This is a genomic window from Micromonospora sp. WMMD1120, from assembly GCF_029626235.1.
Taxonomy (GTDB): domain Bacteria; phylum Actinomycetota; class Actinomycetes; order Mycobacteriales; family Micromonosporaceae; genus Micromonospora.
Map to the genome: position 1 here is coordinate 3,251,939 of NZ_JARUBO010000005.1, position 17,974 is coordinate 3,269,912.

General features: G+C 71.6%; 15 protein-coding genes. 9 read left to right on the forward strand and 6 right to left on the reverse strand.

What is annotated here, in order from left to right; translation table 11 throughout:
• Positions 1-70: 70 nt before the first annotated feature.
• Positions 71-1,636: a SulP family inorganic anion transporter gene (locus O7634_RS15375; RefSeq protein ID WP_278150811.1), complete on the reverse strand. Its 1,566-nt coding sequence runs from the start codon at positions 1,634-1,636 to the stop codon at positions 71-73.
• 135 nt (positions 1,637-1,771) lie between these two features.
• Entirely contained in the window at positions 1,772-2,881 is a 1,110-nt protein-coding gene (locus O7634_RS15380; protein ID WP_278150812.1) for a cellulose binding domain-containing protein, read from the reverse strand.
• Positions 2,882-3,104: 223 nt separating this feature from the next.
• Here O7634_RS15380 and O7634_RS15385 point away from each other — a divergent pair, with 223 nt between their 5' ends.
• Together O7634_RS15385 and ctaD are read left to right on the forward strand one after the other, a co-directional pair.
• The gene (locus O7634_RS15385) at positions 3,105-4,211 is read left to right on the forward strand and encodes an FAD-dependent monooxygenase (protein ID WP_278150813.1); all 1,107 of its coding nucleotides are present in this window, start codon (positions 3,105-3,107) and stop codon (positions 4,209-4,211) included.
• A 130-nt stretch (positions 4,212-4,341) separates the two neighbouring features.
• Positions 4,342-6,099: a cytochrome c oxidase subunit I gene (gene ctaD, locus O7634_RS15390; RefSeq protein WP_278150814.1), complete on the forward strand. Its 1,758-nt coding sequence runs from the start codon at positions 4,342-4,344 to the stop codon at positions 6,097-6,099.
• Positions 6,100-6,563: 464 nt separating this feature from the next.
• Here ctaD and O7634_RS15395 read toward each other — a convergent pair whose 3' ends face one another.
• From O7634_RS15395 to O7634_RS15410, 4 genes are read right to left on the reverse strand one after another with little or no spacing between them, the layout of a single operon-like run.
• On the reverse strand, positions 6,564-7,811 hold the full coding sequence (locus O7634_RS15395) for an MFS transporter (RefSeq protein WP_278150815.1): 1,248 nt from the start codon (positions 7,809-7,811) through the stop codon (positions 6,564-6,566).
• A 40-nt stretch (positions 7,812-7,851) separates the two neighbouring features.
• On the reverse strand, positions 7,852-8,433 hold the full coding sequence (locus O7634_RS15400; RefSeq protein ID WP_278150816.1) for an isochorismatase family protein: 582 nt from the start codon (positions 8,431-8,433) through the stop codon (positions 7,852-7,854).
• A 33-nt stretch (positions 8,434-8,466) separates the two neighbouring features.
• On the reverse strand, positions 8,467-9,753 hold the full coding sequence (locus O7634_RS15405) for a nicotinate phosphoribosyltransferase (RefSeq protein ID WP_278150817.1): 1,287 nt from the start codon (positions 9,751-9,753) through the stop codon (positions 8,467-8,469).
• Positions 9,754-9,769: 16 nt separating this feature from the next.
• The gene (locus O7634_RS15410) at positions 9,770-12,448 is read right to left on the reverse strand and encodes a LuxR family transcriptional regulator (RefSeq protein WP_278150818.1); all 2,679 of its coding nucleotides are present in this window, start codon (positions 12,446-12,448) and stop codon (positions 9,770-9,772) included.
• Positions 12,449-12,641: 193 nt separating this feature from the next.
• On the opposite strand from O7634_RS15410, the gene O7634_RS15415 reads away from it, so the two are divergent.
• From O7634_RS15415 to O7634_RS15445, 7 genes are all read left to right on the forward strand, one after another.
• On the forward strand, positions 12,642-14,192 hold the full coding sequence (locus tag O7634_RS15415; protein ID WP_278150819.1) for a hypothetical protein: 1,551 nt from the start codon (positions 12,642-12,644) through the stop codon (positions 14,190-14,192).
• Between the two features lie 79 nt (positions 14,193-14,271).
• The gene (gene clpS / locus O7634_RS15420) at positions 14,272-14,562 is read left to right on the forward strand and encodes an ATP-dependent Clp protease adapter ClpS (protein WP_088946433.1); all 291 of its coding nucleotides are present in this window, start codon (positions 14,272-14,274) and stop codon (positions 14,560-14,562) included.
• A complete protein-coding gene (locus O7634_RS15425) occupies positions 14,559-15,059 on the forward strand; it encodes a DUF2017 domain-containing protein (protein WP_278150820.1) in 501 nt (166 codons plus the stop codon). The genes clpS and O7634_RS15425 overlap by 4 nt, the downstream gene beginning before the upstream one ends.
• A gap of 52 nt (positions 15,060-15,111) precedes the next feature.
• Complete coding sequence (locus O7634_RS15430; RefSeq protein WP_278150821.1) at positions 15,112-15,600, forward strand: M67 family metallopeptidase; 489 nt, start codon at positions 15,112-15,114, stop codon at positions 15,598-15,600.
• A gap of 66 nt (positions 15,601-15,666) precedes the next feature.
• Positions 15,667-16,023, forward strand: a complete 357-nt coding sequence (locus tag O7634_RS15435) for a MoaD family protein (RefSeq protein WP_278150822.1) — start codon at positions 15,667-15,669, stop codon at positions 16,021-16,023.
• Positions 16,024-16,034: 11 nt separating this feature from the next.
• Positions 16,035-17,000 (forward strand): pyridoxal-phosphate dependent enzyme, encoded by a 966-nt coding sequence (locus O7634_RS15440; RefSeq protein WP_278150823.1) that lies wholly within the window; start codon positions 16,035-16,037, stop codon positions 16,998-17,000.
• Between the two features lie 220 nt (positions 17,001-17,220).
• Complete coding sequence (locus O7634_RS15445; RefSeq protein ID WP_278150824.1) at positions 17,221-17,964, forward strand: MBL fold metallo-hydrolase; 744 nt, start codon at positions 17,221-17,223, stop codon at positions 17,962-17,964.
• The last annotated feature ends 10 nt before the right edge of the window (positions 17,965-17,974 follow it).

Below are 17,974 nucleotides of genomic sequence, written 5' to 3' on the forward strand. Positions count from 1 at the left end.
CGCCCGCCCCGACTTGATCAACCCGACTTCCCGGAGGTCGGGGTGTCCCACGCGCGAGGACGCCCCGACCTCACGGAATCGGAGTGGAGCGTGGCGGCGGCAACTCGTGCCGGACCGGCCCGTGCGCCTCGGGGGACCGAGCACTCCGGGTCACGCACGCCGAGGTGCGCTTGCCGGTGCCGAGCCCGTCGGTGCCGGCGCGGTGCAGCCACGAGCCGTGCACCTCGTTGACGTGGACGGTGCCACCGGCTCGCGTGTAGGACGTCTGCCAGTCGCGCATGGTCTCGTACGCGCCGTGGTCGAGATAGTCCAGGTGCAGTTCGAGTTCGACGTGCTGTCCCGGGGGCAGGGCGGCGAGTCGGCGGGTGAGCCGTCCGGAGGCGACGAAGGCGAGTGTTCCGGTGATCGTCACGAGCCAGTTGCCGGAGTTCGGCTCGATGACGTGGATCTCGCACCGGGCCAACCGCCACAGCATGAACAGCACCGCCGTCGCCATGCCCAGCCCGACCCCGATGAGCAGGTCCGTCGCGGCCACGCCGACCGCGGTGACCACGTAGATGGGCAGCTCCCGGTGCCGGGCGTAGGTGCGGATCTGGGCCAGGCTCACCAGCCGTACGCCGACGACCACGAGGACGGCGGCGAGCGCGGCCATCGGGATCATCTCCAGCAGTACGGCGCCCGCCATCACGAAGCCGGCGATCCAGAATCCGTGCAGGATGGTCGAGGCGCGGGTGCGCGCGCCGGCCGCGACGTTGGCCGAACTGCGCACGATGACGCCGGTGACCGGGAGGCCGCCGAGGGTTCCGGACACGGCGTTCGCGGCGCCCTGGGCGATGAGTTCCCGGTCGAGGTTCGCCCGTGGGCCGTGGTGCATCCGGTCGACGGCCACCGCGGAGAGGAGGGACTCCACGCTGGCGACCAGGGCGATGGTGAGGACGGCCGGGAGGACCTCCCACGGCGGTGCGTCGGGCCAGCGGGCGAAGGAGATCGCGCTCAGCGGGTCGGCGGGCAGATCCACCCGCTCCACGTCGGCGTCGATGGCCGTCGCCACCACTGTGGCCACCACCACCGCCACCAGGGTCGCCGGCAGCATCGTGGTCTTGACCAGGCGTGACCAGACCAGCAACAGCGCCATGGTCAGCGCGCCGAGCAGCACCGACACGCTGTGGTAGTCGGCGATCTGGCCGGGCAGGTCACGGAGATTCGCCAACGCGGAGCTCTGGGGCGCGCCGCCGAGCGCGACGTGGACCTGGCTCAGCGCGATCACCAGGCCGATGCCGGCCAGCATGCCGTGTACGACTGTTGGCGACAGCGCGAGCGCGGCCCGCCCGAGTCGGGTGATGCCCAGCAGGATCTGCAGCAGCCCGGCAACTGTCACGATCGCGGCGGTGCCGGCGAAGCCGAACTCGGCGATGGTGCCCGCGACGATCACCGTGAGCCCGGCTGCCGGCCCGCTGACCTGGAGCGGCGCGCCACTGAGCGCGCCCGCGACTATTCCGCCCACGACAGCGGCGATCAGCCCGGCCAGCAGCGGCGCTCCGGAGGCGGCGGCGATGCCCAGGGACAACGGGATCGCGATCAGGAAGACAACGATCGACGAGGGGACATCGTGCCGAAATGACGCGAAAGTCGACATCCTCCGAAAGGTACTGAGATAATATTAATGCATAGTTAAGCGTGATTCTTTCACCGTCCGCCCGGACGGGTGAACAGCGACATGCGGGGGCGCGGCCTGGCCGGTCGCGCCCCCGCACGTCGTGGTGGTGGCGGTTCAGTTACGGGAGCAGGTGGCCCCGTTGAGCGAGAAGCTGGTCGGGGACGAGTACGACCCGCTCAGGGTGCCCTGGTAGCCGAAGGTGGCGCTGCCACCGGGCGCGATCGACCCGTTGTGGCCGACGTTGCGGGCGGTCACCGCGGACCCGCTCTGGCTCACCGTGGCGTTCCACGCGTTGGTGACCGTCTGCCCGCCGGGCAGGTTGTAGGTCAGCGTCCAGCCGTTGATCGCGCTGGACCCGGTGTTGGTCACCTGCACGTCGGCGGTGAAGCCGTTGCCCCACGAGTTCGCCGTGTACTTCACCGCGCAGCTCGCGCCACCGCTCGGTGGCGGGGTGGTGGGGTTGCCGCCACCGTTGACGGTCGCCGAGAACGAGTTCACCGCGAGCCCGACACCGCCCTGCCACGGCTCGAAGCCGGCCTGGATGCTGGTCAGGTACCACGAGTTGGTGATCGCGCCCCGGTTGCGGGTGTCGTTGATGAAGTCCAGCACGCTGAAGTTGAGACTGGAGATCGCGGACGGGGCGACGTAGGAGATCACGTTGTTCGAGCCGTTGCTGCCCCGCCAGACCTCCCAGGTCCGCCCGGCCAGGTTGACGCTGCCGACCACCGAGCCGATGGGCTGGATCGGGCCCTGCCGGTTGAGCCAGATCATGATCTCCATCTGGTTCACGCCGTCCCGCTTGGGCGACGGGTCCAGCCAGATGTCGTACGACGCGTTGTAGATGGCGCCGCTGACGTACTGGTAGGAGATGCTGCTGGTGGCGCTGCTGATCTGGCTCACCTGGATCGGCAGGTTCGTGCCGGGGGAGCAGTTGGTGTAGTGACAACCGAAGAACACCGAGGGGTACGCCGTGGGCGCGCCGTTGGTGGGGCTGCTGCCGTTCAGCGTTCTGATCTGGAAGCCGTTGTTGGTGACGTTGATGCACTGCTGGGCGGTGGTGCCCCAGCGGTTGTTCTGCACCACGTAGCGGCCCTGGATGGTGGTCGAGCCGTACTGGTCGCAGATCAGGGTGTCGGCCGAGGCGTTGCCGCCGAGGGCGACGGCGACCAGGGTGCTGGAGAGGAGGAGCCCGGCCGCGGCCAGGGCACGAAGGTGACGTTTCATGACGCTCCTTGACTCGGCGCACGGCGGGCGCCGATCGTGGTGGGGGCAGTGCGGGAGCGCTCCCACGCTCAACGACACATTTACATGTCTGAAACTCATGCGCAACTGGGCGCGACGAAGTGGTGGCCGAGGGCGCGCCGATTGGGCCTGGTGTGCGGTCATCGCTCCGAGTAGCGTGTTGCCTCCAACGCGTTCCGCTCCCCCTCCGGAGGCGTACACCACCATGGGTGGCTCCCCCCTGCGCATCCTCGTCGTCGGCGCGGGCATCGCCGGCCTCGCCGTGGCCCGAGCGCTGCGCCTGGCGGGCTTCCGGCCCGACGTCACCGACAAACTGCCACCGGGGGAGTCCACCGAGACCGGGCTCTACCTGCCCGGCAACGCCGCCCGCGCGCTGCACCGGCTCGACCTGCACGACCCGGTCCGACCGGTCGGGCAGGTGATCCACCGGCAACGGTTCTTCGACGCCGACGGCGTACACCTCTGCGAGGTCGACCTCGAGGCCCTCTGGGCCGGCGTCGGCGAGTGCCGGGGCCTGCCCCGCGCCGACCTGCACCGGGTGCTGCTCAGCGGCGCCGGCGGCGCGGTCCGGCACGGCGCCGAGGTCCGCGCCCTGGACCTGCTCCCGGGCGCCGTCGGCGTCACCTTCACCGACGGCACCACCACCGAGTACGACCTGGTCATCGGCGCCGACGGGCCGCGCTCCTCGGTCCGTGCCCTGGCCGCGCTCGGCGGTCCGCCCCGGCCGGTCGGTCAGGTGGTCTACCGGGCCGTGCTCCGCGACGGCCCGCCGGTCACCGAGTGGACCGCCCTCCTCGGGCGGCGCTCCGGTTTCCTGATGGTGCCGATCGGCGCCGGGCGACTGCACCTGTACGCCGACGAGGCCGGCACCGAGGAGCCCGCCGACCCGCTGGCCCGGCTGCGGGACCTCTTCGCCGACTACCGGGGCCCGGTGCCCGAGGTGCTGGCCGCGCTCGACGAGGTGCACGTCGGGCTCACCGACGAGGTGGAGTTGGGCCGCTGGCACCGGGGGCGCGTCCTGCTGGTCGGTGACGCGGCACACGCCACCGCGCCGACGCTCTCCCAGGGCGCGGCGATGGCGCTGGAGGACGCCGTCGTGTTGGCCGAGTCACTGCGCGCCGCCAACAGCGTGGAGGCGGCCCTCGTGGCGTACGAGAGTCGTCGTCGTCCGCGTACCCGCTGGGTGCGGGACCGGACCCGGGACCGCAACCGGACCCGGGACGTGCCGCCGGCGCTGCGTGACCCGCTGTTGCGCGGGCGCGGCGGCCGGATCTTCGGGGAGCACTACCGGCTCCTGCTCGGCCCGCTGTAGACCCGTGGTAGATCGTGTCACGCCACCCCACGCGGCGCTGCGACCTGCCGGGGACTATCCTCCTTGCGGATGACGGCCCGCCGATAACCAGCGTGTGCCGAGCGGGACAACCGAGAACCGGAGGCCACTCGTGACCACCGTCGCACCCAAGCCGGTCGTGACCCGGCCCTGGCCGGTCCGGGAGCCGGTCAAGGGGTCGGCCATCGCGCGGCTGCTGCGAACCACGGACGCGAAGCAGATCGGGATCATGTACATGATCACCGCGTTCGTGTTCTTCATGATCGGTGGCCTGATGGCCCTGGTCATGCGGGCTGAGCTGGCCCGACCCGGGCTGCAGTTCCTCTCGCCCGAGCAGTACAACCAACTCTTCACGATGCACGGCACGATCATGTTGCTGTTCTTCGCGACGCCGATCGTGTTCGCCTTCGCGAACTACATCGTGCCGATCCAGATCGGCGCCCCCGACGTCTCCTTCCCCCGGCTGAACAGCTTCGCCTACTGGCTGTACCTGTTCGGCGGCACGATGGCGACCGCCGGCTTCATCACCCCTGGTGGCGCCGCCGACTTCGGCTGGTTCGCGTACGCCCCGCTGAGCAGCGTCGAGCACTCGCCGGGTGTGGGCGCCAACATGTGGATCATGGGTCTGGCCATCTCCGGTCTGGGCACGATCCTCGGCGCGGTGAACATGATCACTACGATCCTCACCCTGCGCGCGCCCGGCATGACCATGTTCCGGATGCCGATCTTCACGTGGAACATCCTGGTCACCAGCCTCCTGGTGATCCTGGTCTTCCCGCTGCTGGCCGCCGCGCTGTTCGCGCTCGCCGCGGACCGCATCCTCGGCGCGCACGTGTACGACCCGGCGACCGGTGGGCCGATGCTCTGGCAACACCTGTTCTGGTTCTTCGGGCACCCCGAGGTCTACATCGTCGCGCTGCCGTTCTTCGGCATCATCAGCGAGGTCATTCCGGTCTTCTCCCGCAAGCCGATCTTCGGCTACAAGGGTCTTGTCGCCGCGACCGTCGCGATCGCCGCGCTCTCCATGAGCGTCTGGGCGCACCACATGTTCGCCACCGGCCAGGTGCTGCTGCCGTTCTTCAGCTTCCTGAGCTACCTGATCGCCGTTCCGACCGGTATGAAGTTCTTCAACTGGATCGGCACCATGTGGCGTGGCCAGATCAGCTTCGAGACGCCGATGCTCTGGTCGATCGGCTTCCTGGTGACCTTCCTCTTCGGTGGTCTGACCGGTGTGCTGCTGGCCAGCCCGCCGATCGACTTCCACGTGTCGGACACGTACTTCGTGGTGGCGCACTTCCACTACGTGCTCTTCGGCACCATTGTGTTCGCCGTCTTCGCCGGCATCTACTTCTGGTTCCCGAAGATGTTCGGCCGGATGCTCGACGAGCGCCTGGGCAAGGTGCACTTCTGGCTCACCATGATCGGCTTCCACACCACGTTCCTGGTGCAGCACTGGCTCGGCAACGAGGGCATGCCCCGTCGGTACGCCGACTACCTGCCCGGTGACGGCTTCACCACGCTGAACACGATCTCGACGATCGGCGCGTTCATCACCGGTATCTCCACGCTGCCGTTCATCTACAACTGCTGGAAGTCGTACAAGACCGGCCCGGTGGTCGAGGTCAACGACCCCTGGGGTCACGGCAACTCGCTGGAGTGGGCGACCAGCAGCCCGCCCCCGCTGCGCAACTTCGACCGGATGCCGCGGATCCGCTCCGAGCGGCCGGCGTTCGACGAGAAGTTCCCGGAGCTGGCCGCCGGCCAGAGCGTGGCCGGTCCGCCGGAGGGTGGCGCCAAGCCGCTCACCAGCGAGTCGGACGGCGGGGCCAGCTACCGCGAGGACACCGCCAGCAACATCGATCGAAACTGACGCTCCACCCCGGCTCTACGACGGGCGCCGCCTCCTGGACCACAGGAAGCGGCGCCCGTCGCCGTTCCCGACCCCGCCCCACGCGCCCACGCGCCCACGCTCCCGCTCCCGCCCCGCCCCCCGCCCCCCGCCCCCGCCCCGCCCCGCTGCGCGATCTTGCACATTCTGTCGTCACCAATGGTGCGAAGGCTGACAAAACGTCAACAGCTTGTGCAAGATCGGCGCTAGAAGTCGGCGCTAGGCGTTGACGTTAGGGGTGCGCTCGTGGCGTCGTGCCTTCTGCTCGGGGCGCGCTTGCCATCGGTGGTCGACGCAACATCAGGGATGTTGCTGCCTCCCGCCGGCCGGAAGCAGCAACATCAGGGAACCTGCTCGGATCTGGGTGCGGGGTGCGGGGACTGGGGACGGGGGCCCGGGACGCGGGCCGGGGCGCGAGCCCTGACGGGTGCTGGGGTGGAGGACGGTCAGCGGATGGCGGCGGAGAGGTCGGCCTCGGCCTGCGGCGCAGGAACGTCGGCGGCACGGCGGCGGCGTAGCTCGATCGGAAGCACCACGAGGGTGACGACCGCGCCGAGCGCGCCGGTCACCACGAAGCCCCAGAGCGGGGCGCTGGCATCGATCACCGCGCCGGCCAGCGGCGCGCCGACAGCGATGCCGACGGTGACGGCGGAGCCGTGCAGACCCATCGCCTCACCGCGTACCTCGGCGGGAACCAGGCGGCTGACCGCGTCCGAGCCGGCCGCGATGGTGGGTGCGCAGAGCGCTCCGGCCGGGATCAGCGCCAGGGACAGCAGCCACCAGTGTGCGCCGCCCAGCCCCACCGGGATGGTGCACACGGCGAGCGCGGCGGTCAGCGCCAACGGCGAGAACGAGCGGTGCACGGACCCGTAGGCGAAGCCGCCCAGCAGCGAGGCGACCGCCCAGATGGCGAGGACCGCGCCGGTCCAGCCGACCTCGCCGCTGGCCCGCAGGACGGCGACCACCGCCACGTCGGTACCGCCGAGCACCAGGGTCGCGGCGGCGCTGAGCGCCAGCACGGCGAGCAGTCGGGGTGTCAGCCACTCCGCACGCGGCACCCGACGCGGCGGCCCGCCGGGGCCGGCGGTGGCCTCGCGGATCGGCGGGTTGACCACCCACAGGGCGATCCCGGCGGCGACGATGCCGGCACCGACCAGATACATGGTGGTCTGCGCGGAGATCGCGGTGACCAGGGCCACCGCCAGCGCCGGGCCGATCATGAAGGACAGCTCCACCGACATCGAGTCCAGCGCGTACGCCGCTCGGCGTTGGTCCTCGGGGACCAACGCCGCGATCGACTGCCGGACCACCGAGAAGATGGGCAGCGCCAGGGAGCCGGCCACGAAGGCGGCCGGCAGGAGCACGGGGTACGCCAGCGTGGGCCCGACGGACCAGAAGATCGCCTCGGCGATGCCGGTGAGCACCAGGACCGGGCGCAGGCCCCGCCGGTCCACCAGTCGACCGAGCAGTGGGCCGCCGATCGCCGCGCCCACGGTGACGGCCGCGCCCACCAGGCCGGCGGCCCCGTAGCCGTGATCAAGGTCGAGCACCACGTGGAAGGTCAGTGTCACCCCGGTCGCGGTGAGCGGGATGCGGGCGAGGACGGCGACCAGCAGCAGCGACCGCACGCCGGGCAGGGCGAGCGCGCGCCGGTAAGGCTTCATGTTCATCTGGGTCCGTACCTCCGGCGACATCTTCGACCGGCGACGGCCCGTTGGCCAATTATTTAGGGCGTCATGGGGCCGTGATCACAGGTTGGCCGCGCAGGGTCACCCCGGCGCCCTCCATCGCCCGCAGGGCCACGTCGGTGGTCGCCGGTGCGACGGCGGCGGTCAGGTCGAGCAGCACCGTGGTGGCGAAGCCCTCCCGGGCGGCGTCCAGCGCTGTCGCCCGGACGCAGTGGTCGGTCGCGATGCCGACGACGTCGACCCGGTCGACGTCGTGCCGGCGCAGCCAGTCGGCCAGGCACTCGCCGTCGTCGGCGTGCCCCTCGAAACCGGAGTACGCGGCCGCGTGCTCGCCCTTGTGGAAGATCGCCTCGACCCGGCTGGTGTCCAGCTCGGGGTGGAACTCCGAACCGCCGGTGCCGACCACGCAGTGCCGGGGCCAGGACTCCACGAAGTCCGGCGGATCGCCGAAGTGCGCCCCCGGGTCGATGTGGTAGTCCTTGGTGGCGACCACGTGCGCCCAGCGGTCCGGTTCGCTGGCGAGCAGCCCGGAGATGCCGGCAGCCACCCCCGCGCCACCCCCGACGGCCAGTGAGCCGCCCTCGCAGAAGTCGTTCTGCACGTCCACGATGATCAGCGCGTTGGCCATCGGGGTTCCCTTCGGTTCGGTGCGGCGGAGGGTTCAGTCAGCGGGTACGACGGTGACCGGCACGGCCGGATCGCCGGCCGACAGCTTCAGCCCCTCCCACGGGATCGAGATCAGGCACTCCCGCAGGTGCTCCCGGGACTCGTCGAGGGTGGGCAGCGGCGCCGGCTCGCCGGCGACCACGTACGACTGCTGGAGCAGGCGGTCGTTGGGCTGCCGGTCCGGAACGCCCTGCGGAACGATCACCTCTTCGGTGGCGGTGCCGGTCGGCTTGTGACGGCGGACCGCGACCTTCCGGCCACCGATCGTCGCCTTGTGCTCGGAGCGCTTCACCACCGGTCGTCCCTCGACCTCGACGAGCTTGTAGACCAGCCCGGCGGTCGGCGCCCCGGAGCCGGTGACCACAGCGGTGCCCGCGCCGTACATGTCCACCGGCTCGGCGGCCAGCGCGGCGATGGCGTACTCGTCGAGGTCACCGGAGACGATGATCTTGGTCTCGGTGGCGCCCAGCGAGTCGAGCAGCTCCCTCGACTGTTGGGCGATCACCGCCAGGTCGCCCGAGTCGATCCGGACCGCCCGCAGCTCCGGCCCGGCCACCGCAATAGCGTTCCGGATGCCCTGGCTGATGTCGTACGTGTCGACCAGCAGCGTGGTGTCCTTGCCCAGCGTGGCGACCTGCGAGGCGAACGCGGCGCGCTCGTCGTCGTGCAGCAGCGTGAACGCGTGCGCGGCGGTGCCCGCCGTCGGAATGCCGTACCGCGCGCCGGCGGCCAGGTTGGACGTGAACCGGAAGCCGGCGAGGTACGCGGCCCGCGCCGCGGCCACCGCCGCCTCCTCGTGCGCCCGCCGCGACCCCATCTCGATCAGGGCCCGCCCCCGCGCCGCGGTCACCATCCGGGCCGCCGCCGCGGCGACCGCGCTGTCGTGGTTGAGCACGGACAGCACCAGCGTCTCCAGCACCACGCACTCGGCGAAACCGCCCGAGACGGTGAGGATCGGTGAGCCGGGGAAGAACAGCTCGCCCTCGGCGTACCCGTCGACGTCGCCGGTGAAGCGGTAGTTGGTGAGCCAGGCCGCCGCCGCCTCGTCCACCACGCCGGTACGCAGCAGGAAGTCGACCTCCCCGGGATCGAACCGGAAGTCGCGGATCAGCTCGATCAGGCGGGCCGTCCCGGCGACCACGCCGTACCGGCGGCCACTGGGCAACCGGCGGCTGAACACCTCGAAGACGCACCGGCGGTCGGCGGTGCCGTCCCGCAGGGCCGCGCTGACCATCGTCAGCTCGTAGTGGTCGGTCAGCAGCGCGGGACGGTTGATGCTCACCGCCCCAGCCTAAGGTTCAGCCCGGCTCGCCGCCCTCGTGGCCCGGGATCGAGCGTAACGCCGCCCACAACTCGGCCCGACCGGTCACGCCGAGCTTGGTGTAGATCCGCTGGAGGTGGTTCTCCACGGTACGGGCCGACAGGTAGAGCCGTTCGGCGATGGCCCGACTGGACGCGCCGTGGGCGGCGAGGCGGGCCACCTGCCACTCCCGCTCGGTGAGCTGCGGCGCACCCGCCTGCAACGCCGGCGTCCGGATCAGGTCGCAGCGCCCGAGCAGCCCGGCGAGACGTTCCCGGGCCCCGTTCGCCTCCGGGGAGTGCCGCTGACGCAGCCGTTGGACGGCCTGGGCGGTGGCCTCGGCCGCGTACACGGTCAACTCCAGGGCGGCGTAGTCGTCGGCGACGGCCAGCAGATCGGTGGGGGAACCGGTCACCGCGGCGCGGCCATGCCGGGCCAGCAGTGGCGGGAGCACCCCGTCGACCTGCTCGGACAGCTCGGCGAGGCGCTGCGCGACGGTGCGCCGGCTCCCGTCGGAGCAGGTGGGCCCGACCGGCATCCCGGCCTGGTCGAGCCGGACCAGGTCGTGCAGGACGTGCACCTCGTGCCCGGCGAAGCCGTCCGCCCGCAGCCGGTCCACCAGGTCGCCGAGCTGCTTGACCGCTCCCGGCAGGTCGCCCGAGGCGGCCAGGGACGCGCCCCGGGCCTGCTCCAGCCAGGGGTAGAGCACCGCCATGCCCGGCGCGTGGGTGCGGTCCGCCTCGGCCATCGCCGCGGCGGCCTGTGCGGCGTCACCGCGCAGCGCCGCCGACTGGGCGCGCTCGGCCTGGGCCAGACCGGCGTAGACCCGACTCGTCGCCAGCACCGCGCAGGCGCCCAGCGAGGTGCGCATGGCCGTGTCGCTCTGCCCGCGCATCCGCGCCGCGTACGCCTGCAGGATGGCCAGGTAACCGGTGCCGAGACGGAAGTCACCCTCGCCGGCCAGATCGGCGAACTCGTCCGCGACGATCGCGTCGACACCGGCCAGGTCGCCGGTGAGCATGAGCCGGGTGCCCCGGGCGAGTTCCAGCGCGAGCTGGAGATAAGGCATGTCGGTGCGCCAACTGGTGGCGGCGGAGTGCACCTGGGCGATCGCCGTACCGCTGCGGGTGAGCTCGCCCCGCGCCGCTTGGACGTACGCGATGGTGGAGCGGGCCAGCTCGCGGGCGGCGACGCCGGCGGCGGGGCGGTCGAGCACCTGTTGACTGAGCCGCACCGCTGTGGTGATGTCCAGCCGGTGCAGGCGCATGATCGCCTCGAAGGCGTGCACCCGGGCCTGGTCCGCGGAGTCGCCGAGCTGCTCGACGCGGCCCGCGATCTCCTCCACGGTGGACTCGCGGCTCAGGCCCCAGTAGCTGACCATCCCGCGTACGGTGAGCCAGCGGCAGAGCCGGCGTTCGTCGTCGGCGGCGGGCGGCACCGCGTCGAGGACGTCGATCGCCTCCTCCGGCCGGTCGGCGAACATGAGGATGGTGGCCAGCAGCTCCGCCGCGTCCGAGCCACCGTCGGCGTCTAGCGCGGCGCGGGCCAGGCGGGTGGCCAGCGGCACGTCGTAGCGGGTGAACGCCTGGACCGCGGCGTCGAGCAGCAGGGCCGCGTTCTGCGCGGTGCCCGAGTCGAGCCGCCAGACCGCCACCCGCAGCAGGTCGTCACGGCGTCGTTTGCCGACCCGTTCCAGCAACTCGGCGAGATGTGCCTGGAGCCGACGGGTGCGGCTGACCGGACAGCGGCGGCGCATCACCTCGCCGTAGAGCGGGTGGGCCAGCCGGACGTTGGTGCGCCGGTCGTGCTGGACGACGGTGATCAGCCCGCGTTCCTCGGCGGTCTCCACGTCCGACTGGTCGGCGGCCTGCCTGAGCAGGTGCAGCCCGAGTGGTTCGCCGAACGCGACAAGCTCGACGACCGCGCGGACGCCGTCGGTGAGCTTCCCGACCCGGGTGTCGATGAGATCGGTCAGGCTGGGCGCCAACTCCAGCCGCCCGGTCCACTTCCAGAGCCCGTAGGTCTGCTTCAACTCCGCGCTGCCGCTGGCGGCGTGCACCAGCTCGCGCAGCAGCAGGGGGTTGCCGGACGAGAGCCGGCCGAGCCGGTCGGCGGAGCCGGCGTCGACCGGCCCGCCCAGGATCGCCGCCAGCAGATCGGTCGTCTCCTCCTGTGGCATCGGGGTCAGCTCGACCTGCTCGACCAGGTCGTCGGTCCACAGTGCGCGGATCGGCAACGGGATCTGCTCGCCGTCGCGCAGGGTGCCGACCACCGTGGCGTTCTCCGCGCGCGCGACCAGGTGCACGAGCGCCGCCGAGGGCGGGTCGAGCAGGTGCGCGTCGTCGATCGCGAGCACGATCCGGCGGCCGGCCGCCTGCTGTTGCAGCACGTTGAGCGCCCAGCGCAGGACGCCGGCGGGGGAGAGGCCCTGGGGCTGCTCGGCCGGGAGGACCTGCACCAGCCCGCCGAAGGGCAACGCGGCGGTGGTGGCGCTGGCCGCGATGGACCAGATGGCGAACCGGTCGGTGGGCAACGCGGCCACGCCCTCGCGCAACAGCCGGCTCTTGCCGATGCCGGCGCTGCCGCTGAAGAAGAGCCCTCGGCCGGCTTCGCCGGTCACCGCTGCCAGCAGGCGATTCAGCTCATCCGTCCGGCCGACGAACCCCCACCGACTCATTGGCGCAGCATATCGACCAGAATCCGTCCGCGCCCGTACCGTCACCGTACGAAGTTGAGTAATCGCACAATTAGCGCTGAGTATTCGTGGTGTTCCGCAGGGACGGCCGGTCGCCCGTAGTCTTCCGACATCCGGTCGTGCACCGCGGACCCGCGACCGGGCGACCGCTCACCCTGCACCGGGAGGCCACCTGATGAAGCAGGGCCCTCTCCCGTCGGTCGACTCGCCCGACGACATGACCGGCCCGCCCGACGTGCCCCGGTGTGGCACGCTGCCCACCACTGTCGGCGTGGCGGGCGCCGCGCCGGAGGAACCGCTCGGTGTGGTCGCGGTCGGCCCCGCCGGCGCCGAGCGCCGCGCCGTGCTCGCCACGCTTCTCGGTCTCGACCCGGTCATGCTCACCGTGCCGGCGGGCAGTTGGTTGGTGGTGCGCAACGCCAAGGTGCCCACCCGGGCGGCGTTCGTGCCAGGCTACCGCCAGCCGCACTCGTACGGCGCGGACCGGGACGCCGCCGGTCCGGCGCTGGCCCGTCCTCCCCGGCGGGTCGAGCTGAGCGTGCCCGAGCCGCTGCTGCGGCACTTCACGCTGATCGACGTGCCGGACACGGCCACCCTCGGCGTGGCCGGCACCCGGGTGCTCCTGGAGGCGGCGGGCCGAGCCGGCGCGCTGCTCTTCGTCATCGCCGCCGACCAGGCGTTCACCGCCGCCGAGCTCAATCTGCTCGCCGAGGTCGCCCCGACCCCGGTGGAGGTGGTCTTCGCGGTCACCCCGGGCACGGCGGGTTGGGCGCCGCTGCCCGACGGCACGACGACGACGGAGGACGCGGGGGCGTCCGTCCCGCCGGCCGAGGGCGCGACGGCGCACGTGGACGCTGCCGCGGTGACGGTCGCGGCGCACCGGGCGGCGTTGCTGGCCGCCGTGCCGGCGCTGGCCGATGCCCGGTGGTTTCCGGTCGATGACGCCGACGCCGCCGCCGATCTGCGGCGCGCCCTGGTGGGGTGGTCGTCGCGGGAGGGGTTGCAGCGGTCGAGCGTCGGCCCGCCGGTGCTGCCCGGCCAGCACGGTCGGGTCGCCGTGGCCGAGGATCCGGGCGACTGGTCCGAGCGGCTCGACCGGCACACCCGCACGTGCGCGCAGCGCATCCGCCAGCACCTCGCTCTGGAACTGGCCAACATTCACCTGCGGGCCGTTCAGGAGATCGTGTTCGGGGTGGGCTGCGCCGGCCTGCCGGATCTCCTCGATCGGGAGATGGCGGCGCTGTCGTTGTTGGCCACCGCGCAGTGCGACCAGGCGGTGCGCGGCATCGTCGTCGACGTCGCGTCCCGGGTGCTCGGCACGCCGCCCACCGAGGGCGTGCTCCGCCGGATCGCCACCGCCGTGCAGTACGGCTTCGCCGACCACCCGCCCGGTCAGGAGTTGGACAAGGTGCTGTTGATCACCAGCACGGCCGGGGTGGCCGAGTTGACCGGCACGGACGCGATCGACGCCGCCGCCAGCTATCCGACGGCGTCCCGCGACGAGGTGCTGCCGCCGGTCGCGGTGGCGCTCTCCGGCGGGTGCTGGCAGCAGTGGCGGATGCCCGGCGCCGCCGACGCGAACGCGGCGCGGGCCTGGTCCCAGCGCGCGGTACGCGAGGTCGAGTTGGGCCTGTCCAGGGAGATCTCCCGACGGTTCGAGGTGATGCGCCTCTCGCTGGGCGCGGTCTTCTCCGATGCGGTCGATCACGGCATCCTGCTCGCCTGACGGCAGCGCCGTGGGCGATCCGCGCCGGTCCGGCGTTCCGGTTCCTCGGTTCCGGGAAACCGGTGGCACGATGGGGGGCATGGCGGCTCCGCAGGTTGCACCGGTCGAGACGCCGGACACTGACGAGGTGCCGGCGTCGGACCGGCAATGGGTGACGATCGTGTGGGACGACCCGGTCAACTTGATGACCTACGTGACCTGGGTCTTCCAGAAGCTTTTCGGCTACAGCCGGGAGAGGGCCGAGCAGCTGATGCTGGACGTGCACCACAAGGGTCGGGCGGTGGTCTCCACCGGCGCCCGCGAGCGGATGGAGCACGACGCGTCGCAGCTGCACGCGTACGGGCTGTGGGCGACGGTGGACAGGTCATGAGCATGTTCCGTCGCCAGGCCGGCCGTTACGTCGCCACCTTCGCCGTCGACGAGGTGCGGGTGTTGCGCAAGGTCGCCTCCGAGGTGGTGGGTCTGCTCACCGACGGGTTCGACCACACCGACCCGGTCGTCGGTCGGCTCTTTCCGGCCGTCTATCCGCAGGACGCCCCCGGGACGGCCGAGTTCCGCCGCTACACCGAGGGCGACCTGAAGACCGCGAAGATCGATCAGGCCGGCGCGATCCTGGCCGCGTTGCCGGACGACGCCGGCGGTGAGGTGCGGCTGGACGCCGAGGCGGCCGAGGCGTGGCTGCGGGCCCTCAACGACGCCCGCCTCGCGATGGGGGTCCGGCTGGAGATCAAGGACGGCACGGACCTGGGCGCGGAGCTCGACGACGCGGTCGCGGACGACCCGGGGTCGAGTCGGGTGTTCCAGCTTTCGGTCTACGCCTATCTCGGATATCTCCAGGAGTCGCTGCTCAACGCCTTGATCGACTAGGCGTGACCCGCACCACTTCGACCCGTGCTCCGCAGGCGTTAGGCTGGTGCACGTGCTGAGCATCGACCGGTCGATCATCGACGCGATCGTCGCCCACGCGCGCCGGGACCACCCCGACGAGGCGTGCGGCGTCGTCGCCGGTCCCGTCGGCAGCGACACCCCGACCCGGCACATCCCGATGGACAATGCTGCCCGGTCGATGACGTTCTACGAGTTCGACTCGATGGAGCAGCTGCGCGTGTGGCGGGAGATGGACGACCGGGACGAGGAGCCCGTCGTGATCTACCACTCGCACACCGCCACCGAGGCCTACCCGTCTCGGACGGATGTCTCCTTCGCCGGTGAGCCGGGGGCGCACTACCTGCTCGTCTCGACCCGGGAGCCCGACTCGGAGGAGATCCGGTCGTTCCGGATCGTCGACGGCGTGGTGACCGAGGAGCCGGTGCGTGTCGTGGAGGCCGGCGTCGACCCGCACGCCGTCCAGTCCTACATGTTCGGGCAGAGCCCGGCGGCTGTCGACTACGAGTGTTCCGGCCGCTGACCCGTCAGCGCCGCACCCGTTTTCCGTCCGTCAGCCCCGGCACACCCGAACGAGGAGTTCCCCATCATGGCCATCGAGGTTCGCATCCCCACCATCCTGCGTAGCTACACCGGCGGCGCCAAGGTCGTCGAGGGCACCGGCGACACGCTCGCCGACCTGCTCGCCGACCTGGATTCCCGGCACGGCGGCCTGCGCGGTCGACTGATCACCGAGACCGGCACCCTGCACCGCTTCGTCAACGTCTACGTCAACGACGAGGACGTCCGCTTCCTCGGCGCCCTGGACGCCAAGCTCTCCGACGGCGACAGCGTCACGATCCTGCCGGCCGTGGCCGGCGGCGCGTTCGGCTTCGCCGCGGCGGCGGCGATCAGCTCGCACGGCGCGGCTGTCCGCCCGCAGACCGCCGCGGCCGCGGCGCGCTGAGGTCGGCCGCCGTGGCGCGGTACGACAGCCTGCTGGACGCCTGCGGGGGCACTCCGCTGGTCGGACTGCCCCGGCTCTCTCCGACGGTGCCGGCCGGGGCCCCTCCGGTGCGGCTCTGGGCCAAGCTGGAGGACCGCAACCCCACCGGCAGCATCAAGGACCGTGCGGCGCTGTTCATGGTGCGGGCGGCGGAGGAGGCCGGCCGGCTCCGCGCGGGTGACACCATCCTCGAGCCGACCAGTGGCAACACCGGCATCTCGCTGGCGATGGTGGCCAAGCTGCGCGGCTACCGGTTGGTGTGCGTCATGCCGGAGAACGTCTCCACCGAGCGGGTCCAACTACTCCGGATGTACGGTGCCGAGATCATCTTCTCGCCGGCGGCGGGTGGCTCCAACCAGGCGGTCGCCACGGCCAAGCAGATCTCCGTCGAGCACCCCGACTGGGTGATGCTCTACCAGTACGGCAACGAGGCCAACGCGCGGGCGCACTACGAGACGACCGGGCCGGAGTTGCTGCGTGACCTTCCGGGGATCACCCACTTCGTGGCCGGCCTCGGCACCACCGGCACCCTGATGGGCACCGGTCGCTACCTGCGGGAGAAGGTCGAGGGCATCCAGGTGGTGGCCGCCGAGCCGCGCTACGGCGAGCTGGTCTACGGCCTGCGCAACATCGACGAGGGGTACGTGCCGGAGCTGTACGACGCCACGGTGCTCTCCCGGCGCTTCTCGGTCGGCACCCGGGACGCGGTGCTGCGTACCCGTCAACTCGTCGAGGTGGAGGGCATCTTCGCCGGCTTCTCGACGGGGGCCATCCTGCACGCCGCGCTCGCTGTCGCGCACGAGGCGGTTCGCGACGGCCGGCGGGCCGATGTGGCCTTCGTGGTGTGCGACGGCGGCTGGAAATACCTCTCCACCGGCGCGTACGGTGGCACGCTCGCCGACGCGGAGGACGCCCTGGAGGGGCAGCTCTGGGCCTGACCGGACCGGTCTTCCGACCCGGGCCGTCGACGTACGTCGACGGCCCGGGGTCTGTCCGCGTACCGCGAGTGTGTGTCACGTTCGTGACAACTTCCGCTGGATGATTCTTGCCGCCCGGTACCCAGCGTAGGCTGCGCCGTGTGGCGCACGCGTCGGTGGAGATCATGGCTCGGGTAACGGCCAACACGGATGCTACTGACAGTAACAGCGAGACAACCCGATGCGACTGACCGTCCTCGGCTGCGCCGGCAGCTTCCCCGGCCCCGAGTCACCGTGCTCGGCCTACCTCGTCGAGGCCGAGGGCTTCCGACTCCTCGTCGACTTCGGCTCGGGGTCGTTGTCGAGCCTCCAGCGGTACGCGGGGCTGCACGCCCCGGACGCGATCGTGCTGACCCACCTGCACTGCGACCACATCCTCGACGCCGTGACCTACGTGGTGGTCCGCCGGTACGCGCCGGAGGGTCCCTACCCGGCGCTGCCCGTGTACGCGCCCTCCGGCGCTCCGGACCGGCTCAGCGCCGCCTACGGCGACGACAGCACGGTGGAGGACGTCTACCAGTTCTACGCCCTCCAGCCGGGCACCTTCCCGATCGGGCCGTTCACCGTCACCGTGGACCGGGTCAACCACCCGGTCGAGACGTACGGGGTGCGGCTGGAGCACGGCGGCCGGTCGCTGTGCTACTCGTCCGACACGGCGACGTGCGACGCGTTGTCGCGGCTGGCCCAGGACGCCGACGTGTTCCTCTGCGAGGCGAGCTACCTGGACGGGGTGGACAACCCACCGGATCTGCACCTGACCGGTCGGGAGGCCGGCGAGACGGCGACCAAGGCCGGGGTGGGTCGCCTGCTGCTCACCCATCTGGTGGCGGCCTGGGGGAGCGAGGCGCACACGCTGGAGTCGGCCGCCGCCGCGTACACCGGCCCGATCGACGTCGTCCGGCCCGGTGCCAGCTACGACATCTGAGCCGGCTCGT

Excerpts from the sequence above, each read along its gene's own strand:
- O7634_RS15375 (WP_278150811.1), bottom strand. The coding sequence starts at position 1,636 with ATGTCGACTTTCGCGTCATTTCGGCACGATGTCCCCTCGTCGATCGTT.
- O7634_RS15380 (WP_278150812.1), bottom strand. The coding sequence starts at position 2,881 with ATGAAACGTCACCTTCGTGCCCTGGCCGCGGCCGGGCTCCTCCTCTCC.
- O7634_RS15385 (WP_278150813.1), top strand. The coding sequence starts at position 3,105 with ATGGGTGGCTCCCCCCTGCGCATCCTCGTCGTCGGCGCGGGCATCGCC.
- O7634_RS15395 (WP_278150815.1), bottom strand. The coding sequence starts at position 7,811 with ATGTCGCCGGAGGTACGGACCCAGATGAACATGAAGCCTTACCGGCGC.
- O7634_RS15400 (WP_278150816.1), bottom strand. The coding sequence starts at position 8,433 with ATGGCCAACGCGCTGATCATCGTGGACGTGCAGAACGACTTCTGCGAG.
- O7634_RS15410 (WP_278150818.1), bottom strand. The coding sequence starts at position 12,448 with ATGAGTCGGTGGGGGTTCGTCGGCCGGACGGATGAGCTGAATCGCCTG.
- O7634_RS15415 (WP_278150819.1), top strand. The coding sequence starts at position 12,642 with ATGAAGCAGGGCCCTCTCCCGTCGGTCGACTCGCCCGACGACATGACC.
- clpS (WP_088946433.1), top strand. The coding sequence starts at position 14,272 with ATGGCGGCTCCGCAGGTTGCACCGGTCGAGACGCCGGACACTGACGAG.
- O7634_RS15425 (WP_278150820.1), top strand. The coding sequence starts at position 14,559 with ATGAGCATGTTCCGTCGCCAGGCCGGCCGTTACGTCGCCACCTTCGCC.
- O7634_RS15435 (WP_278150822.1), top strand. The coding sequence starts at position 15,667 with ATGGCCATCGAGGTTCGCATCCCCACCATCCTGCGTAGCTACACCGGC.
- O7634_RS15445 (WP_278150824.1), top strand. The coding sequence starts at position 17,221 with ATGCGACTGACCGTCCTCGGCTGCGCCGGCAGCTTCCCCGGCCCCGAG.